This window comes from Flavobacterium litorale (genome assembly GCF_019613795.1).
Classification (GTDB): Bacteria; Bacteroidota; Bacteroidia; order Flavobacteriales; family Flavobacteriaceae; genus Flavobacterium; species Flavobacterium litorale.
In genome coordinates this window covers 899,968-914,100 of record NZ_CP080429.1, presented here as the reverse complement: position 1 = coordinate 914,100, position 14,133 = coordinate 899,968, and the positions used below count along the sequence as shown (strand labels likewise).

The 14,133-nt window shown below is 36.2% G+C and carries 14 protein-coding genes; 1 reads left to right on the top strand and 13 read right to left on the bottom strand.

Annotated elements, in window-relative coordinates:
- Both K1I41_RS04045 and K1I41_RS04040 read right to left on the bottom strand, forming a co-directional pair.
- On the bottom strand, positions 1-1,113 hold the full coding sequence (locus K1I41_RS04045; RefSeq protein WP_220641404.1) for a DUF1972 domain-containing protein: 1,113 nt from the start codon (positions 1,111-1,113) through the stop codon (positions 1-3).
- Positions 1,114-1,253: 140 nt separating this feature from the next.
- Complete coding sequence (locus K1I41_RS04040) at positions 1,254-2,360, bottom strand: glycosyltransferase family 4 protein (protein WP_220641403.1); 1,107 nt, start codon at positions 2,358-2,360, stop codon at positions 1,254-1,256.
- 82 nt (positions 2,361-2,442) lie between these two features.
- Here K1I41_RS04040 and wecB point away from each other — a divergent pair, with 82 nt between their 5' ends.
- The gene (gene wecB, locus K1I41_RS04035) at positions 2,443-3,558 is read left to right on the top strand and encodes a non-hydrolyzing UDP-N-acetylglucosamine 2-epimerase (protein ID WP_220641402.1); all 1,116 of its coding nucleotides are present in this window, start codon (positions 2,443-2,445) and stop codon (positions 3,556-3,558) included.
- Here the strand turns inward: wecB and K1I41_RS04030 are convergent.
- The 11 genes from K1I41_RS04030 to rfbC form a co-directional block, all read right to left on the bottom strand.
- On the bottom strand, positions 3,533-4,792 hold the full coding sequence (locus K1I41_RS04030) for an O-antigen ligase family protein (RefSeq protein ID WP_220641401.1): 1,260 nt from the start codon (positions 4,790-4,792) through the stop codon (positions 3,533-3,535). The genes wecB and K1I41_RS04030 overlap by 26 nt on opposite strands.
- A gap of 37 nt (positions 4,793-4,829) precedes the next feature.
- Positions 4,830-5,642, bottom strand: a complete 813-nt coding sequence (locus K1I41_RS04025; protein ID WP_220641400.1) for a glycosyltransferase family 2 protein — start codon at positions 5,640-5,642, stop codon at positions 4,830-4,832.
- 13 nt (positions 5,643-5,655) lie between these two features.
- Positions 5,656-6,471: an FkbM family methyltransferase gene (locus tag K1I41_RS04020; protein WP_220641399.1), complete on the bottom strand. Its 816-nt coding sequence runs from the start codon at positions 6,469-6,471 to the stop codon at positions 5,656-5,658.
- Positions 6,472-6,631: 160 nt separating this feature from the next.
- Positions 6,632-7,189 (bottom strand): hypothetical protein, encoded by a 558-nt coding sequence (locus K1I41_RS04015; protein WP_220641398.1) that lies wholly within the window; start codon positions 7,187-7,189, stop codon positions 6,632-6,634.
- Positions 7,190-7,201: 12 nt separating this feature from the next.
- Entirely contained in the window at positions 7,202-7,936 is a 735-nt protein-coding gene (locus K1I41_RS04010) for a glycosyltransferase family 2 protein (protein ID WP_220641397.1), read from the bottom strand.
- On the bottom strand, positions 7,936-8,670 hold the full coding sequence (locus K1I41_RS04005) for an FkbM family methyltransferase (protein ID WP_220641396.1): 735 nt from the start codon (positions 8,668-8,670) through the stop codon (positions 7,936-7,938). The genes K1I41_RS04010 and K1I41_RS04005 overlap by 1 nt, the downstream gene beginning before the upstream one ends.
- A gap of 10 nt (positions 8,671-8,680) precedes the next feature.
- Positions 8,681-9,739, bottom strand: coding sequence for an NAD-dependent epimerase/dehydratase family protein (locus K1I41_RS04000; protein ID WP_220641395.1), 1,059 nt, complete (start codon positions 9,737-9,739; stop codon positions 8,681-8,683).
- 1 nt (position 9,740) lies between these two features.
- Complete coding sequence (locus K1I41_RS03995) at positions 9,741-11,678, bottom strand: hypothetical protein (protein ID WP_220641394.1); 1,938 nt, start codon at positions 11,676-11,678, stop codon at positions 9,741-9,743.
- Positions 11,678-12,739 carry an NAD-dependent epimerase/dehydratase family protein gene (locus K1I41_RS03990; protein WP_220641393.1) on the bottom strand — a complete coding sequence of 354 codons (1,062 nt, stop codon included), beginning with the start codon at positions 12,737-12,739 and terminating at the stop codon, positions 11,678-11,680. Before K1I41_RS03990 ends, K1I41_RS03995 begins: the two co-directional genes overlap by 1 nt.
- Entirely contained in the window at positions 12,739-13,587 is an 849-nt protein-coding gene (gene rfbD, locus K1I41_RS03985) for a dTDP-4-dehydrorhamnose reductase (protein WP_220641392.1), read from the bottom strand. The genes K1I41_RS03990 and rfbD overlap by 1 nt, the downstream gene beginning before the upstream one ends.
- Entirely contained in the window at positions 13,581-14,132 is a 552-nt protein-coding gene (gene rfbC / locus K1I41_RS03980; RefSeq protein WP_220641391.1) for a dTDP-4-dehydrorhamnose 3,5-epimerase, read from the bottom strand. The genes rfbD and rfbC overlap by 7 nt, the downstream gene beginning before the upstream one ends.
- Position 14,133 lies beyond the last annotated feature (1 nt).

Below are 14,133 nucleotides of genomic sequence, written 5' to 3'. Positions count from 1 at the left end.
TTACCCGGCGTGAGTCCTATTCTTTTTAGCAAAGCATGCCTCGAAAAATTGTAAATATTTGCCATTTATTTTTTCCCAGTTAAAGTCGTTTTGTATTGCTTGTGTATTGTTTTGTATAATTTCTTTGTGTGCTGTTTTATCCAAATGCTCCAATAGGTACATTACCTCATCTGGATTTGCAAAATAAAACGCATTATCCTGTAAAACGCCTTTGTTAAACGCATTATTGTGAGCTGCTATTAACGCCCCCGATGCCATTGCCTCCAATAACGATGGGTTTGTACCTCCCACAGAGTGCCCATGGAAATATATTTTAGAGAAGAAGCGCAAATTATCCAGATGCTCTAGGTTATACAACGCACCCATAAATTTAATTTTTTTGTAGGCACTGTACTTTTCGGTAAGGTAGTTACCATGTTTTGTTTTGTGGTTGCCTATAACCAATATTGGAGTATTGTCGTTAGCTTTTGCTACCCCCTCCAGTACCATATCTATATTGTTTTCGGGTTCAAAGCGTGCCATAATCATGTTATAGCCATGCTTTTTTAAACCGTACTCTTCCAGTATTGCTTCGTTAGGGTTTGTAAACACCGTAGCACCATAGGCAATGTATTCGGAGTCCTTTTTATACTGTTTTTTTAAAAACGCTTGTATCCCTAAAGAGTCTGCCACCAAATAATCACTACTAACCGCTGCAAGCCTTTCGGCGAATTTTAAAAATTGCTGTACAGGTCTGGAATATTTAGAGCGTTTCCACTCCAAACCGTCCATGTTGGTAATAATTACAGGCTTTTTAGGTAAAAGAAAACACCAAACAGAGTTACTGGTATAGCCCAATTGCAGTATAACATCAAAATTGCGCTTTCTGCTGTCCATTATACAATTATAGTCGTAAATAAACTGCCCCGCCGTACCCATTTTGTACTCGGGGTCGTAACAATGTATAATATTGGCGCCGTGAAATGTTTTTTCCTGATACGGATGGTTATGCGAATTGTATACATACACCTCATGCCCTTTTTTAACAAGGTACACCGAAAAAAATTCGGCAAACTGTTCAAAACCTCCGTAATAATTAGGTATCCCCCTTGTTCCTAAAATGGCAATTTTCATCAATCTATTCTCTCTATTTCAGTTGCCAAAAATACATATATTCTATACCTATAGAAAATTTAGCGTGATTATTATTTACGTTTAGTACATTTTTATACGATTCTTTTAAAAAAGTCCCTTTTTAAAAACATGCCTAAAACTTATTGCTCGTGCCCTAGTGCCATTTTATAGCTTTTTAGGGTAGCATCGGCTGTTTTTTCCCAAGTGTACTTCTCCAATATCATTTCGCGTAATTTAGGGTCTACAGGAGCATTGTATGCCTTTTCTATTGCTTGTTTTATAGAATCAGAATCGGCAGGGTCGCAGTAATAAGCATAATCGCCAAGATAATCGTAAGCATCGCCTTTTTTGGTTGCAACAATATTACAACCCATAGCAGCAGCCTCTAACGACGATAGTCCAGGTGTTTCCATCCAACTGGTAAGGGCATGTACACGTGCCTGTGCGTACAAATCTCTTAAATCTTCGTGTGGTACAGGTCCTAAAAACACTACGTTATCGCCCGCTTCTGCATGCACTTGTGCTACGAATTCTTTTTGGTTAACCGATTCTTTTCCTACAAGTACCAATGTGTATGGCAAATCTTTCATGGCTCGTACTAATTTTAACGAGCCCTTTCTGCCCTCTATTCGTGCTGCACACAAAATACAATCCTTATATTCCGAGTATTTCAAAGGTTTATCATCTAACTTAAAAACCTCTTTATCAATAGCATTGGGTATGCTTACATAACGAGGATTTTTAATTTTAAACTCCTTTGCTACGCGCTTCATTTCGGAGTGAGAATTTGGCAAAAATACAGCAGTATTAGCTGTAACTTCTTTCATCATGGCATAATAGCCTTTAAACAGCATTTTGTAAACGCCTTTATGCACGTTACGGGCTGCCATTGCTTTTACTAGGGCTTTAATATACCCTATTTGATAGGGCGAAATTACATTTGCAATTTTCTGGAAAAGTCCGCCACGCTCCTTGCGTTCAAACTCAGTATACAATCCGTAAATGGTAGAAAGTACTATTTTTTTATTCTGCCTTTTAGCATTAAGCATTTGTATATAAATATCCTGCGGCTCCATTAAGTTAAAAAGATGAACCAAATCGTAATCGGTTAAATCTGGCTCTGCCTCTAAAGATATCGCTACTGTAACACCTAATTTTTCAAGATATTTTTTCGTTTTTTCCATTTGCACCAAATCACCCCCTGGTGCTTCGTATAGGTTTACTCTGGACTGAAAAAGTACTTTCATCGATTGTTGTTTATACCTTGCAAATATAGTTTTAATTAGTAGCTTTACACGCGTTAATCATAATATCGCTGTTAGAACGTTAATGAAGAAGATTTTATTTCTTTTCGGAACTAGACCTGAAGCCATAAAAATGGCACCTTTAATTAGGCTTTTTTCGCAAACAAGTCAATTTACCGTACGAGTAGGCATTACTGCACAACATAGAGAAATGCTGGACCAAGTACTGGACTTTTTTGAGATTACTACCGATTATGATTTAAACGTGATGGTGCCCAACCAAACACTGCACGGACTTACTGCAACACTTATAGCACGAATTACAGAAGATATTCTTTTAAAAGAGAAGTTTGATTTGGTTTTTGTGCAAGGCGATACTACTACAGTATTAGCTGCATCATTAGCCGCATTTTATCAGAAAATACAAATTGCTCATATCGAGGCAGGGCTTCGTAGCCACGATATGCACTCGCCTTTTCCTGAAGAAATGAATAGGGCATTAACAACCAAACTCGCATCCTTTCATTTTTGCCCTACTGAGCATGCCAAACAGAATTTACTGCAAGAGGGTGTAACCAAAAACATTTACGTTACAGGTAATACGGTTATAGATGCGTTACTTTTGGGCATTAAAAAAGTTGATACTACTGCATTATTAAAAGATTTTAGCACTATTGATTTTAGTAAAAAAATTATTTTAGTTACCTGCCACCGTAGGGAAAACTTTGGTGCTCCTTTTGCAGCTATATGTAAGGCTTTGGTTGCCATTGCCGATAAGTATAAGGATAGTGTAGAGATACTATACCCCGTACACCCTAACCCTAATGTAAAAGCTGCCGCACACGAGCTTTTGGTACGAGATAACATAAAACTATTAAAACCACTAGGGTATAACGAGCTTATATGGATGATGGATAAAAGTAGTTTTATATTAACTGACTCTGGTGGCATACAAGAAGAAGCTCCGAGCCTTGGTAAACCAATATTAGTAATGCGCGAAGTTACGGAGCGTACAGAAGGTGTAGCCGCTGGTACTGCCATACTGGTAGGTGCTGATACTGAAAAAATTATAAATGAAGCGTCTGCTTTATTAGATGATGCCAACCACTACAATAGTATTGCTGCCGCTACTAACCCTTATGGAGATGGAAAAGCAAGTGAAAAGGTTGTTAAGGTTATAAAGCAACATCTATTGCCTTAGGTGTGTTATTAGCCTTAGCAGAATAATACAGTAACCCTCCTAAAATAAATATTATTACGTCGCGACCATTAAACAGCCCTGTAATAGTAATTGAGGAGAAAATATATACTGCCCCAATGCCCGATACAAATACATTTGCAAACGTTTTGCGTTTATAAATATAACTGTACCAACGGAGCAATATAAACAGGTATAGTAGTATGCCTATTGCACCTATCTTGTAAAAAACATACATATAGCCATTGTGCAATTCCGAGATGTATCGTAACCCCTCGGGGGTACCCGATAGGGGTGCATAAAATTTCAAATTAACTAACGATCCGTGCCCTGTACCTACTATAAAGCTAGAGGGGTTTCGTTTCATTAAGGCATAGGCTCGCATAGCCTCATAACCGCGCCAGTGGTCCCATAAATCGCGGTGGTCGTCTCGGTTTATGTTGGTAACAAATATCTCTTCGGGTGCCATTTTTACTTTGTACAAAAAGCCTTCTAACCCTGGTTTTCCCCTACGTATGTTAGCATTATTTAAATACACAAACAATAAAGCTATACCCGCAATACCAACCCCTGCTACAGCTAGTGTTTTTTTGGTAATTTTTGTGTATCCGTACACGGTAATGAGTAGTATTATAGCCATAACTATCATTGTTCGGGATAAGTACAGCATACTGGAAAATAATAATAGTACAAATGCAAAAGCCCTAAAAATAATATTGCTAAAAAGTTGTTTGCCCTCGTATTTCCTGTAAAACACTAAAAAGAAAATAGAGAACAGCTCTAAAAAATTATCGCGTGTAAAGTGGCGTATTCTTGCTACAGAGCCACTCATAAGGTTTACTTTAAAAAATAATATGTAAAAATGTATGAGTGCCGATATAACGCCCGCAATTACAATAATTCGTACAAATACCCTAAAGTTATCTATTCTTCTAAAAAACAAATAGCCTATAAGGATGCCTACTACTGGTTTTATAAAGTGAAATACATCTTTAATTACATTATACCCGTTGTACTTGTGGAGTAGCGTACCAATAAAGCCCAGTAATAGTATGGCTAGTAAGATGCCTACCTGACCAATCATTTTTTTAGATAGCGTAGCATTTTCCATAAAACAAAACACCATTAAAACCACTATTTGTATTGCTAAGTTTACCTTAAACGATGGTAAGTAAAGCTGTACTAGTAATAGTAGTATAAATAGCGGTGCGTATATTGTTTCTGGCTTCAGTTTCATTTTATTATTGTGGGTGCGTTAAGCACGCTATAAAAAGTTAATCCAAATTAAAGATATTTTTAAATCGTTTAACTGTGGCATTTATTGTTAACGCTAATTTTAATTTTATAGCTGCTAATCCTGAATAATGTTTGTTAATATATGTTTTGAGTCCTTGCAACAGTAACGGGTTTTTGCTTTTATTAAAACCTACAAAGTGCACGTAGCTGTAATTGGGCAAAAATACACGCCTATAGCCTTTATTACATATTTCACGACACAAATCTACATCCTCTACATACATAAAGTACTTTTCATCAAAACCACCTACTTCATCGTATACTTTTTTAGGCATCAGTAAAAACGATCCGCTTATCCAATCTACATCATAACTATTTTTAGTAAAGTTGGCTGCTACTAAATCTGTACCTACTTTACTCATGTTTTTTATTTTTAGTACGCCTAAAAAATCGGGGAATTTCCCTACAGATAGTAAATACTCTTTAGTACCCGATACCATTTTTATACCCACTGCTCCAATAGTCGCATCTGCTTTTATGTGCTTTAAAACAGGTAGCAAGTTATCTTGTAATATGGTATCGTTATTAAGTAAGAGTATATATTCGCCTTTGGCATGTTTTACCGCCTCGTTGTTGCCCTTACCAAAACCATGATTTTCTTTACTCTCTATTAATACAACCTCAGGATAGTGTTGTTTAATGTAAGCACAACTATTATCCTTAGAGTTGTTATCTATAACAACAATTTCATGGTTTATACCCTGTAGCTTATCGTGTAAAGAATCGAAACAGCCTTTAAGGTATTGTAAACCATTGTAGTTAACTATTATTACCGAGAGCTCTGGTTTCATAAAATACAGTGGCTTATATCCAGAAATGAATTAGTACTGGTTTTGGTGTTTTTTCGTAAATGCCTTTAACGTAATAGTTGTATTCGGGTACAAAACCTTTTATAATATTAATAATGTCTTTAGGGTCGTTCTGCTCATGATACGTTGTTATTGCTATTTTTGGCTTGTTGCGTTTAATGGTTTGCTCGGCACCGCGTAGCATTTCTTCTTCAAAACCTTCTATATCGGCTTTTAAATAAGTGATTTTTTCGTTGTTGGATAGTAGCGTATCTATTTTTCGGAGTGTTATTTTCTGAGCATTTGCTTCGTTACCTTCGGCAACCCTACCATCAAGCGAATCTTCGCTAAACAGTATTTCACTATCCTCATCACCCACAGCGGTATTAAAAATAGAAACTTTATCCTTGTAAGGGGCAAATGTTTTTTGGATTATTTTATAAAAACCTACTCCAGGTTCTATCATGTAAATATGCTTGCATTTATCAACTTCTAAAAGCGATAATAAACCTTCGGCGGTACCAATATCCAGCAGTATTTCGCCCTGCTCAATAGGTGTATGTTCTTTTTGGTAGTAATGCCAATCCGAAGTATCAAACGTTTCGCATATTACTTGGTCGAGCCTATTTAATGGAAATGTTTTTGGCCAATAAAGTATTTTATCTGTTCCTTTAAAGGAAACTTCATAGTCTTCTTTTTCTACAATAGTATCAAGATATTTTTTGGCAAGAGTACCAATTTTTGGCTTTACTAAAAACTGGATTAACTCGGTAAAGCTAACATTGTTTTTGTTGATGAACATCCAATAAAAAAGAATTTTTAATCTTCTCATGTAGAAAAATTTATTGCAGTACAATCATGTCTTGCAAAATAGTGGAACAAAAGTAACAAACATACTAGTTATTTAAAGTATTGGCGCAAAATACTGTTTTTTGCTTATTATGGCTATTAAGTCGTGGCTAATATTGGCGTAATAGCTCTATCTTCTGTCGCTATAATTCATCTACCTGTTCTTGTTTTAATAATTTTTTAAGCTCTGCTGTTAATTTTGGATCGGGATATAGCATAGGGTCGTAAACCGTATCATCTTTTACAATAGTGGTTATTGATGAGTTTTCCATACTTACTTTCATATCTGGTCCAAGAGTAAAGTAGCTGAAGAAAGAGTTTCCTTTTACTTCAAATTGTTTATCAAAATTGTTTACCCAAAATCGTTTTATGATTATTTCGCCTTGCGCTTTGTTTTCTCCAGTATCAATTCTAATATTGGTCAGTTTTATGCGCTCAGGTAGCTCAAATACAATATCCTGTGGTTCTTTACTCCCTTTTACATTTACGCGTAATGTTTTTTCTCCAGAGAAATTTAATGAACCATCTTCTGTGTAAAAAATCTGAAAGATATCGTCTTTACGAACTATCGCATTCATTCCCACCGCTATTTTACTAACCTGAATTTCATATTTTACCAAAGGCAAATCATCTATAGGAGTTTCTCCCTTACATCCAGCCAATACTAGCATAAGAAATAGAATGAGGTTTATTTTTTTCATTACTTACGTTGTTTATTTTCGTTTAAAGTCACCTCTAGAAAAAAATTTTTCTACAAAGCAATATACCAATATAAAAAAGTAACGGCTTCCCATTTCTTTAATTTTGAGTTTAGAAACACCATATTTACGGTTCGTCCACGAATTAGGCACTACAGTATATGTATATCCTCTTATTATGGCTTTTAGCGGAAGCTCTATAGTGAGGTTAAAATGTGGGGCTAGTATTGGTTTAACACCTTCTATTACTTCTCGTTTGTAAAGTTTAAAGGCATTGGTAGTATCATTGTACCGTATGCCCATAGTAATTTTTATAATAAAGTTAGCAACTCTGTTAATTATCTTTTTTATAAAAGGGTAGTCTATCACTTTACCTCCTTTAATAAAACGGCTACCAAATACACAATCGTAATTACCCTCTAGCATTGTGGTGTAGTACCGTATTAGGTCGTAAGGAGAGTCAGAAAGGTCTGCCATCATTACTGCTACACAATCGCCCGAAAAACGTTCCAAACCATAGCGTACCGCATAGCCAAAACCGTTGGGTCCTTCATTTGTTTCGTATTTTAACGATGGGTATTTTAGTGCTAACTGTTCTAGCACTTGCAATGTTCCGTCTTTAGAGCTATCGTTTACTACAAATATTTCGTGCTCAATATTTACCTTAGCAAAGGCCTTTTCTATACCATCAATAGTTTCTGTTATAGATTCTTCTTCGTTATAGGCAGGTATTACAATGCTAAGCTTCATTACAAACGGGTGTTTTTATAAATAATTTCGCTAAAATCGCCAAAGCCATGCTTAATCTCTTTTACAAGTTTAAAACCATTTTTGGTTAGTAAATTATCTATTGTTGTTTTGTTATCCTGCGTGTTTAGGTACATGGTATCGTTATGGCTTTCTAATTGTATAAACTTTATAGGATACTGGATTTTAGCATCACTTTTGTTAAACAATCCCTGTAAAGCACTTAACTCGTGCCCTTCAATATCTATTTTAAGTACATCAAAAAACGTATTTTGCTCTTGCAAGAAGTTGTAAAGCGTTTCAACGGCAACATCATAACTGCCAACAATTATATCTTCTGGCTTAACACCCAAAACCTTAGCTTTTTTTTGCAAATAGTCTGAACTATAATTTAATTGCTCAAACGTAGAGGTTTCGTCCATTACATTTTCATGAAAGGTAAGCATTCCCTTTTGTGCGCTTATTCCTTTATTAATAAGTTGTATGTTGGGTTTTGAGGCGTATTTGCGCAATAATTTTTTATACAGGTTTTTATTTGGCTCAAACCCGAAAACAGTTATGCTACTGCCAATTTTTGAAAAGAAATCAATACTCTGCCCCCTATTAACCCCTACATCAATTAGTGTTATTGGTTTGTTTTTGAAATGCAGACTATAGAATTTCTTTAACTTAGGGTAAAAGAAAATATTTTCGTTTACTCCAATTACAAATTGTATGAATTTTCGCCTTATGTTCATTAATTGAATTTTATCTTTTACTCATATTTTCGTAAATCTGAGAGAGTATATCGTTAATATTATACTTCCAGCTCCACTCAGGATAGTGTGTTTTAAATTTGCGTACGTCGCTAATCCACCAAATGTGGTCGCCTATTCTATTGGTTTCAGAATATTCGTAGTTCATGGGTTTGCCTGTAATTTCGCTACACATTGCTATGGCCTCAGCCATAGAGCAGTTAGAGAAACGGCCTCCGCCTGCATTGTATACTTCGCCTTCTTTCGGGTTTTGGTAATAATGCCAAAACATATTTACTAAATCCCAACTGTGTATGTTATCGCGTACTTGTTTTCCTTGGTAACCAAATACAGTATATTTATCGCCTGTTATGGCACACTTCATTAAATAGGAAAGAAAACCGTGTAGTTGTGTACCCGAATGGTTGGGTCCTGTGAGGCAACCTCCTCTAAAAACACCTGTTTTCATACCGAAGTACTTGCCATATTCCTGCACCAAAACGTCTGCTGCTACTTTAGAGGCTCCAAACAACGAATGTTTTGTCTGGTCAATACTCATCAGCTCATCAATACCCTCTTCATAATACGGATGGCTTTCATCTATCTCCCAACGTTTTTCTAATTCTACGAGGGGCAAATAATTTGGTGTATCACCATATACTTTGTTGGTAGAGGTAAATATAAATGTAGCTCCTGTACAGTGCTTTCTTGTCATCTCTAACAAGTTTAGCGTGCCGTTTGCGTTAACGGTAAAATCCATAAATGGGTCTTGTGCTGCCCAGTCATGGCTAGGTTGTGCAGCGGTATGCACTATAAGGTCAATATCAGTAGTGTATCGTGAAAAGAGCTTATCTAATTCCTCAACGTTACGTATATCAATTGCATGGTGTTCAAAGTTAGGAATGGTATCTATCAGGCGTTGCGTGTTCCATTCTGTAGAGGCATTAGCACCAAAAAACACTTCGCGCATATTGTTATCAATACCAATAATTTTATCGAATTTATCAGCAAAAAAAGCTACCGATTCACTTCCAATAAGTCCCGACGAACCTGTAATTAAACATATTTTCATTTTACTGTACTATTTTATATTCTTTTACCCGTATTTTTTCTTTGAACATTCCAGAATGTTTAGGGTTAATTTTATAATATTTTACTTTTTTGTTAGCCTCTATACTATCATTCTTCAACAAGTTGGCAAAATCTTGTGTGTTTTCTACAACAACGTCCGAAAAAATACCCGTTTTAAGTAAAGGTATTGATGTTTTGTATTGCTTTTGCGTGTTATCTATACTCCTAACTTCAAGTATAAGTTCTGGTGCATATTTTAAAAAACCTCTTATTTTACCTTTAATAGTGTTATATGGAGATATTTCATAATACATACCTTCCTGAGGTACTATGCCAGTATTAATGAACATAGCATATTCTCTATAAAACTCCAGTTTAACTGGCGCCGCATTTTCTTTCTTTTCCAAAAGTAGCATATGCCTATCATAACTTTCGAATGAGGCTACCAGTTTGTAGCGCTTAAGGAGTAGTAAATTCATTTTACTTTCGTCAAACAACGGATAGCGATAATCTATAGACTCATAATCGTACAATACAAACTGTGGTGCTTTGTTTGAGTTATAATACTCGTAGTTAAGGTTTTCTAAGTAAGGAGTATAAGCTGCATATGACTGCATTACTGGTCGTGGTACATAATTGAGCGCATTTTCAAACAGCATGTGTGTATTCCACGGATAGGTATCTACCGTTTTGTTACCAACTATTTTTTTAATCTCTGGTGGAAGCTGGTTATTGTTTGGAAACAGCTTCATGTCCGACTGTGGTGTAAAATTAGCCAATCCAGTAAAGTATGCGCCTTTATGTATTTTTTTATTGAAGCTACTACTGCCTGGTAGCGGGTTTTTAAAAATAATATATATTGGTAATGCAACCAGTATAAGAACTATGGCTGTTACAGGACTTTTAAACTTATAGGAAGCAAACATACCTGAACACAACATGAGGAAAACTGAATAGGTAAAAAATTCCATGATATGCCATATATCCGCTCTTACAAAAGCCTGTTTATAAAGAACAAACAATGCCATTATAAAAACAAAACCTAATATGAGGTTTTTGAACAGAAGGTCGTAACGGCTAAATATACCTTTTATCCACAATAATTTGATACCTACAAAAAACAACATCATGCTTATAATAGTGTAGGTAGGAATTAATAATGGTGTGGAAACCTCATCGCCAAGATGCATGATTTCGTTATACCCGGAAACAAAATTGTATCCAGAAACTATGTAACCCCAAGGTTCTACATTTAATACTGGAAGCAGAACAGCAATAGCTAGTAATGGTAGTACTGCAAACAGAGAAACTCTCCATAAATAATCCTTCCTGAATACAAACAGATAGCTTAAAGAAATATAATATAATACAATTGAAATAAGACTTGTATTAAACTTAATATAGAAAAGACCCGTAATTATTATTGACTGGATTATATAATACAGTAAGCGAGGGTTATTTAGGTTCTGGATTATCCAAAAAACTAGAATAAGCATCCAAACCAAGGCATTGGAACCTCCTAAATAAGTACTTATAAGCAATACATTTGCAGCTATCATTACTACTGCCAAAAATGGATTTTTTGCTTTCCTGAAACTTATAAAAAACAACATTGCCAAATTGAAAAAGTAAAAAAGGTCGTAAAAAATAAACGAGATACTACTACACCCCCACCCTTTTCGCATAGACAGGTAGGATAATGGCCCATAAGTAAAAGCGAAGTCGCTACCCCATACCAAATTTTCGTTATTGGCATAATTAAGGGTAAGAAGCCAAGAAGGGTCTAGTGAATTATATAAATAGCCTTCATGCTGAAGTGGTCCAGTAGGCATTGTAAATACAGCAGGAAAAAGCATATAAGCAGACACAAGGGCAAGTATAATACCTACAAGGTTGGCTGGTTGTTTTATAAATGTCTTTAGCTGTGGTATAATAGCCATTACTTTAAAATTCCTTCTAGTTGGTTTTCATTTTCTTTAATCCAGTTGTAAATATCTGTAAATACAGTTTTTACCGATTTTTTAGGTTTCCAGCCTGTTACATTTTCAATGTAACTATTATCCGTTACATAAATTCTCAAGTCTGCAGGTCTCGTAATAGGCTCACTACCAATAGTAATTGTATTGTTTGATATTTCCTCACAAATTTTAGTCATTTCCAATAAAGAGGCACTGTTTTCTACCCCTCCCCCAGCATTAAATACGTGTCCTTCAAATTTTTCAATATTGTGTATCTGCATAGCTATCAGGTTTACAGCATCATCAATATGTAAAATATCGCGTACTTGTTTTCCTGTACCGCCATAACCAATGTATTGTAACGACTGTTTCCAATAGTGTTTTGCCATCCACAAGGTTACAACTCCTTGGTCGGTTTTTCCCATTTGGCGTGGTCCTGCTATAACACCAAAACGGGTAATTGCAGCTTTAAGCCCATAAAACGCTGCATATTCCTGAATAAAAAGTTCTGAAGATAATTTTGTTGTACCGTAAAAGGAACGTGAGCCTGAAAGGCTGAGGTATTCTGAAATTCCCTTGTCTGAAATTCCTTGCTGTTCCTGTTCGGAAGAAAATGAAAACCGCGTTGCTTCTTCTTTAAACGTAGCATTTTCGATGGCATCGATAGGATATACCCTACTAGTTGAAAGGAATATTAGTTTGGCGTTATGTTTTACACAAGCGTTAAAACAATTGATAGAGCCATATAGGTTGTTGTTAATAACATAGGTAGGATCAGAATCCAGTCCTGCCGTTACCGATGGTTCTGCCGAAGCTTCAACCAATACATCAAAGCTGCCTAAGGCTGCTATATCTTCCGCATTGCGTATATCGCCATGAATAAAAATTATACCCTGCTCTTTAAAATCTGTCAAGTTTAGTTCAGAACCGCGCCTTTTTAAATTATCAAAAGCAACAATGGTGTAATTTGGATATTTTTGTTTTAGACTGAGACAAAGTGACGACCCTACAAAGCCAGCACCTCCTGTTACTACTATTTTCATTAGCTATTTTTAGTTAAATTGGTAAGGCTTGCTTCCCATTGCGGAATATCAACGCCAACGACCTGCTTTATTTTACTTTTATCCATTACACTGTAAACAGGTCGTTTGGCAGGGGTTGGATACTGTGCAGTACTAATAGGCTGCAAATTTATAGTAATGTTGTTAACTTCAAATATCTTCTTAGCAAAATCGTACCATGTAGCAACGCCCTCGTTGCTGTAATGGTATATTCCGTAAGCCTTTTTATCGCTTGTTATAATCTGCAGTATGGCATCGGCAAGGTCGTTAGCATTGGTAGGTGTACCTGTTTGGTCGTTTACTACACTTAGTACATCGCGCTCGTTACCAAGGCGTATCATGGTTTTCATAAAGTTATTGCCGTATTCGGAATACAACCACGATGTCCTGACAATGTAATGCGCTTCCAATATCGCTTCTATTGCCTCCTCTCCTGCTCTTTTAGTAGCACCGTATACCCCTTGCGGATGGGTTGCATCTTCTTCATCGTACGGCGTATTTTTGTTACCATCAAAAACAAAATCGGTAGAAATATGGACTAGTGTTGTACCATATTCTTTACAGATTTCTGCTAGGTTTTTAGCGCCCGTTACATTGATTAAATGTGCTTTTTCGGGTTCGCTTTCGGCTTTATCTACAGCGGTATAGGCGGCTGCGTTAATACAAAAATCGGGTTTAACCCGATTGAATGTAGTTTTCAAACTTGATGTATTTGTAATATCGGCTTCTGCCGAAGTGGTAAAATGAAACTGTACTTGTTTGTATTTGGGTGCAATTGCCTGTATTGCCTGCCCTAACTGCCCCGATGCTCCTGTTACTAATACTACCATATGGGGCGTGAATTTTGAAGGTTTGGTAATACGGTATCTTTTTGCGATATGATTAAATTGGATGCTTCCATACCCCAATCTATACCAATGCGCTCGTCGTTATAAATAATACCACCTTCGGATTCTTTATTATAAAAGTTATCGCATTTGTAAAAAAAGGTTGCAGTTTCGCTCACTACTAAAAAGCCATGTGCAAAGCCACGGGGTACAAATAGTTGCTTGTTATTTTGGGCAGTTAGCATAACGGCTACGTGCTCTCCAAATGTAGGCGAATCTGGTCTAATATCTACCGCAACATCCAGCACTTCGCCTTGTAATACGCGTACCAATTTTGCTTGTGCGTGCTCGCCTGTTTGGTAGTGCAATCCGCGTAATACACCCTTGGTAGAGAATGACTGATTGTCTTGCACAAAATGCACTTTTGTTCCTGTTTCGGCTTCAAAACGTTTTTCGTTATAGCTTTCCATAAAGTAGCCCCTTTCGTCGGGTATTACGTTGGGTTCTATAATAAAGCATCCTTCCAGTTTTGTTGGTATTGCTGCCATT

What these genes read in the sequence shown, in the direction of transcription:
- K1I41_RS03990 (WP_220641393.1), bottom strand. Translation starts at nt 12,739, where the DNA reads ATGAAAATAGTAGTAACAGGAGGTGCTGGCTTTGTAGGGTCGTCACTT.
- K1I41_RS04015 (WP_220641398.1), bottom strand. Translation starts at nt 7,189, where the DNA reads ATGAAAAAAATAAACCTCATTCTATTTCTTATGCTAGTATTGGCTGGA.
- K1I41_RS04000 (WP_220641395.1), bottom strand. Translation starts at nt 9,739, where the DNA reads ATGAAAATATGTTTAATTACAGGTTCGTCGGGACTTATTGGAAGTGAA.
- rfbD (WP_220641392.1), bottom strand. Translation starts at nt 13,587, where the DNA reads ATGGTAGTATTAGTAACAGGAGCATCGGGGCAGTTAGGGCAGGCAATA.
- K1I41_RS04010 (WP_220641397.1), bottom strand. Translation starts at nt 7,936, where the DNA reads ATGAAGCTTAGCATTGTAATACCTGCCTATAACGAAGAAGAATCTATA.
- K1I41_RS04025 (WP_220641400.1), bottom strand. Translation starts at nt 5,642, where the DNA reads ATGAAACCAGAGCTCTCGGTAATAATAGTTAACTACAATGGTTTACAA.
- K1I41_RS04005 (WP_220641396.1), bottom strand. Translation starts at nt 8,670, where the DNA reads ATGAACATAAGGCGAAAATTCATACAATTTGTAATTGGAGTAAACGAA.
- K1I41_RS04030 (WP_220641401.1), bottom strand. Translation starts at nt 4,792, where the DNA reads ATGAAACTGAAGCCAGAAACAATATACGCACCGCTATTTATACTACTA.
- K1I41_RS04020 (WP_220641399.1), bottom strand. Translation starts at nt 6,471, where the DNA reads ATGAGAAGATTAAAAATTCTTTTTTATTGGATGTTCATCAACAAAAAC.
- K1I41_RS04040 (WP_220641403.1), bottom strand. Translation starts at nt 2,360, where the DNA reads ATGAAAGTACTTTTTCAGTCCAGAGTAAACCTATACGAAGCACCAGGG.
- wecB (WP_220641402.1), top strand. Translation starts at nt 2,443, where the DNA reads ATGAAGAAGATTTTATTTCTTTTCGGAACTAGACCTGAAGCCATAAAA.
- rfbC (WP_220641391.1), bottom strand. Translation starts at nt 14,132, where the DNA reads ATGGCAGCAATACCAACAAAACTGGAAGGATGCTTTATTATAGAACCC.
- K1I41_RS04045 (WP_220641404.1), bottom strand. Translation starts at nt 1,113, where the DNA reads ATGAAAATTGCCATTTTAGGAACAAGGGGGATACCTAATTATTACGGA.
- K1I41_RS03995 (WP_220641394.1), bottom strand. Translation starts at nt 11,678, where the DNA reads ATGGCTATTATACCACAGCTAAAGACATTTATAAAACAACCAGCCAAC.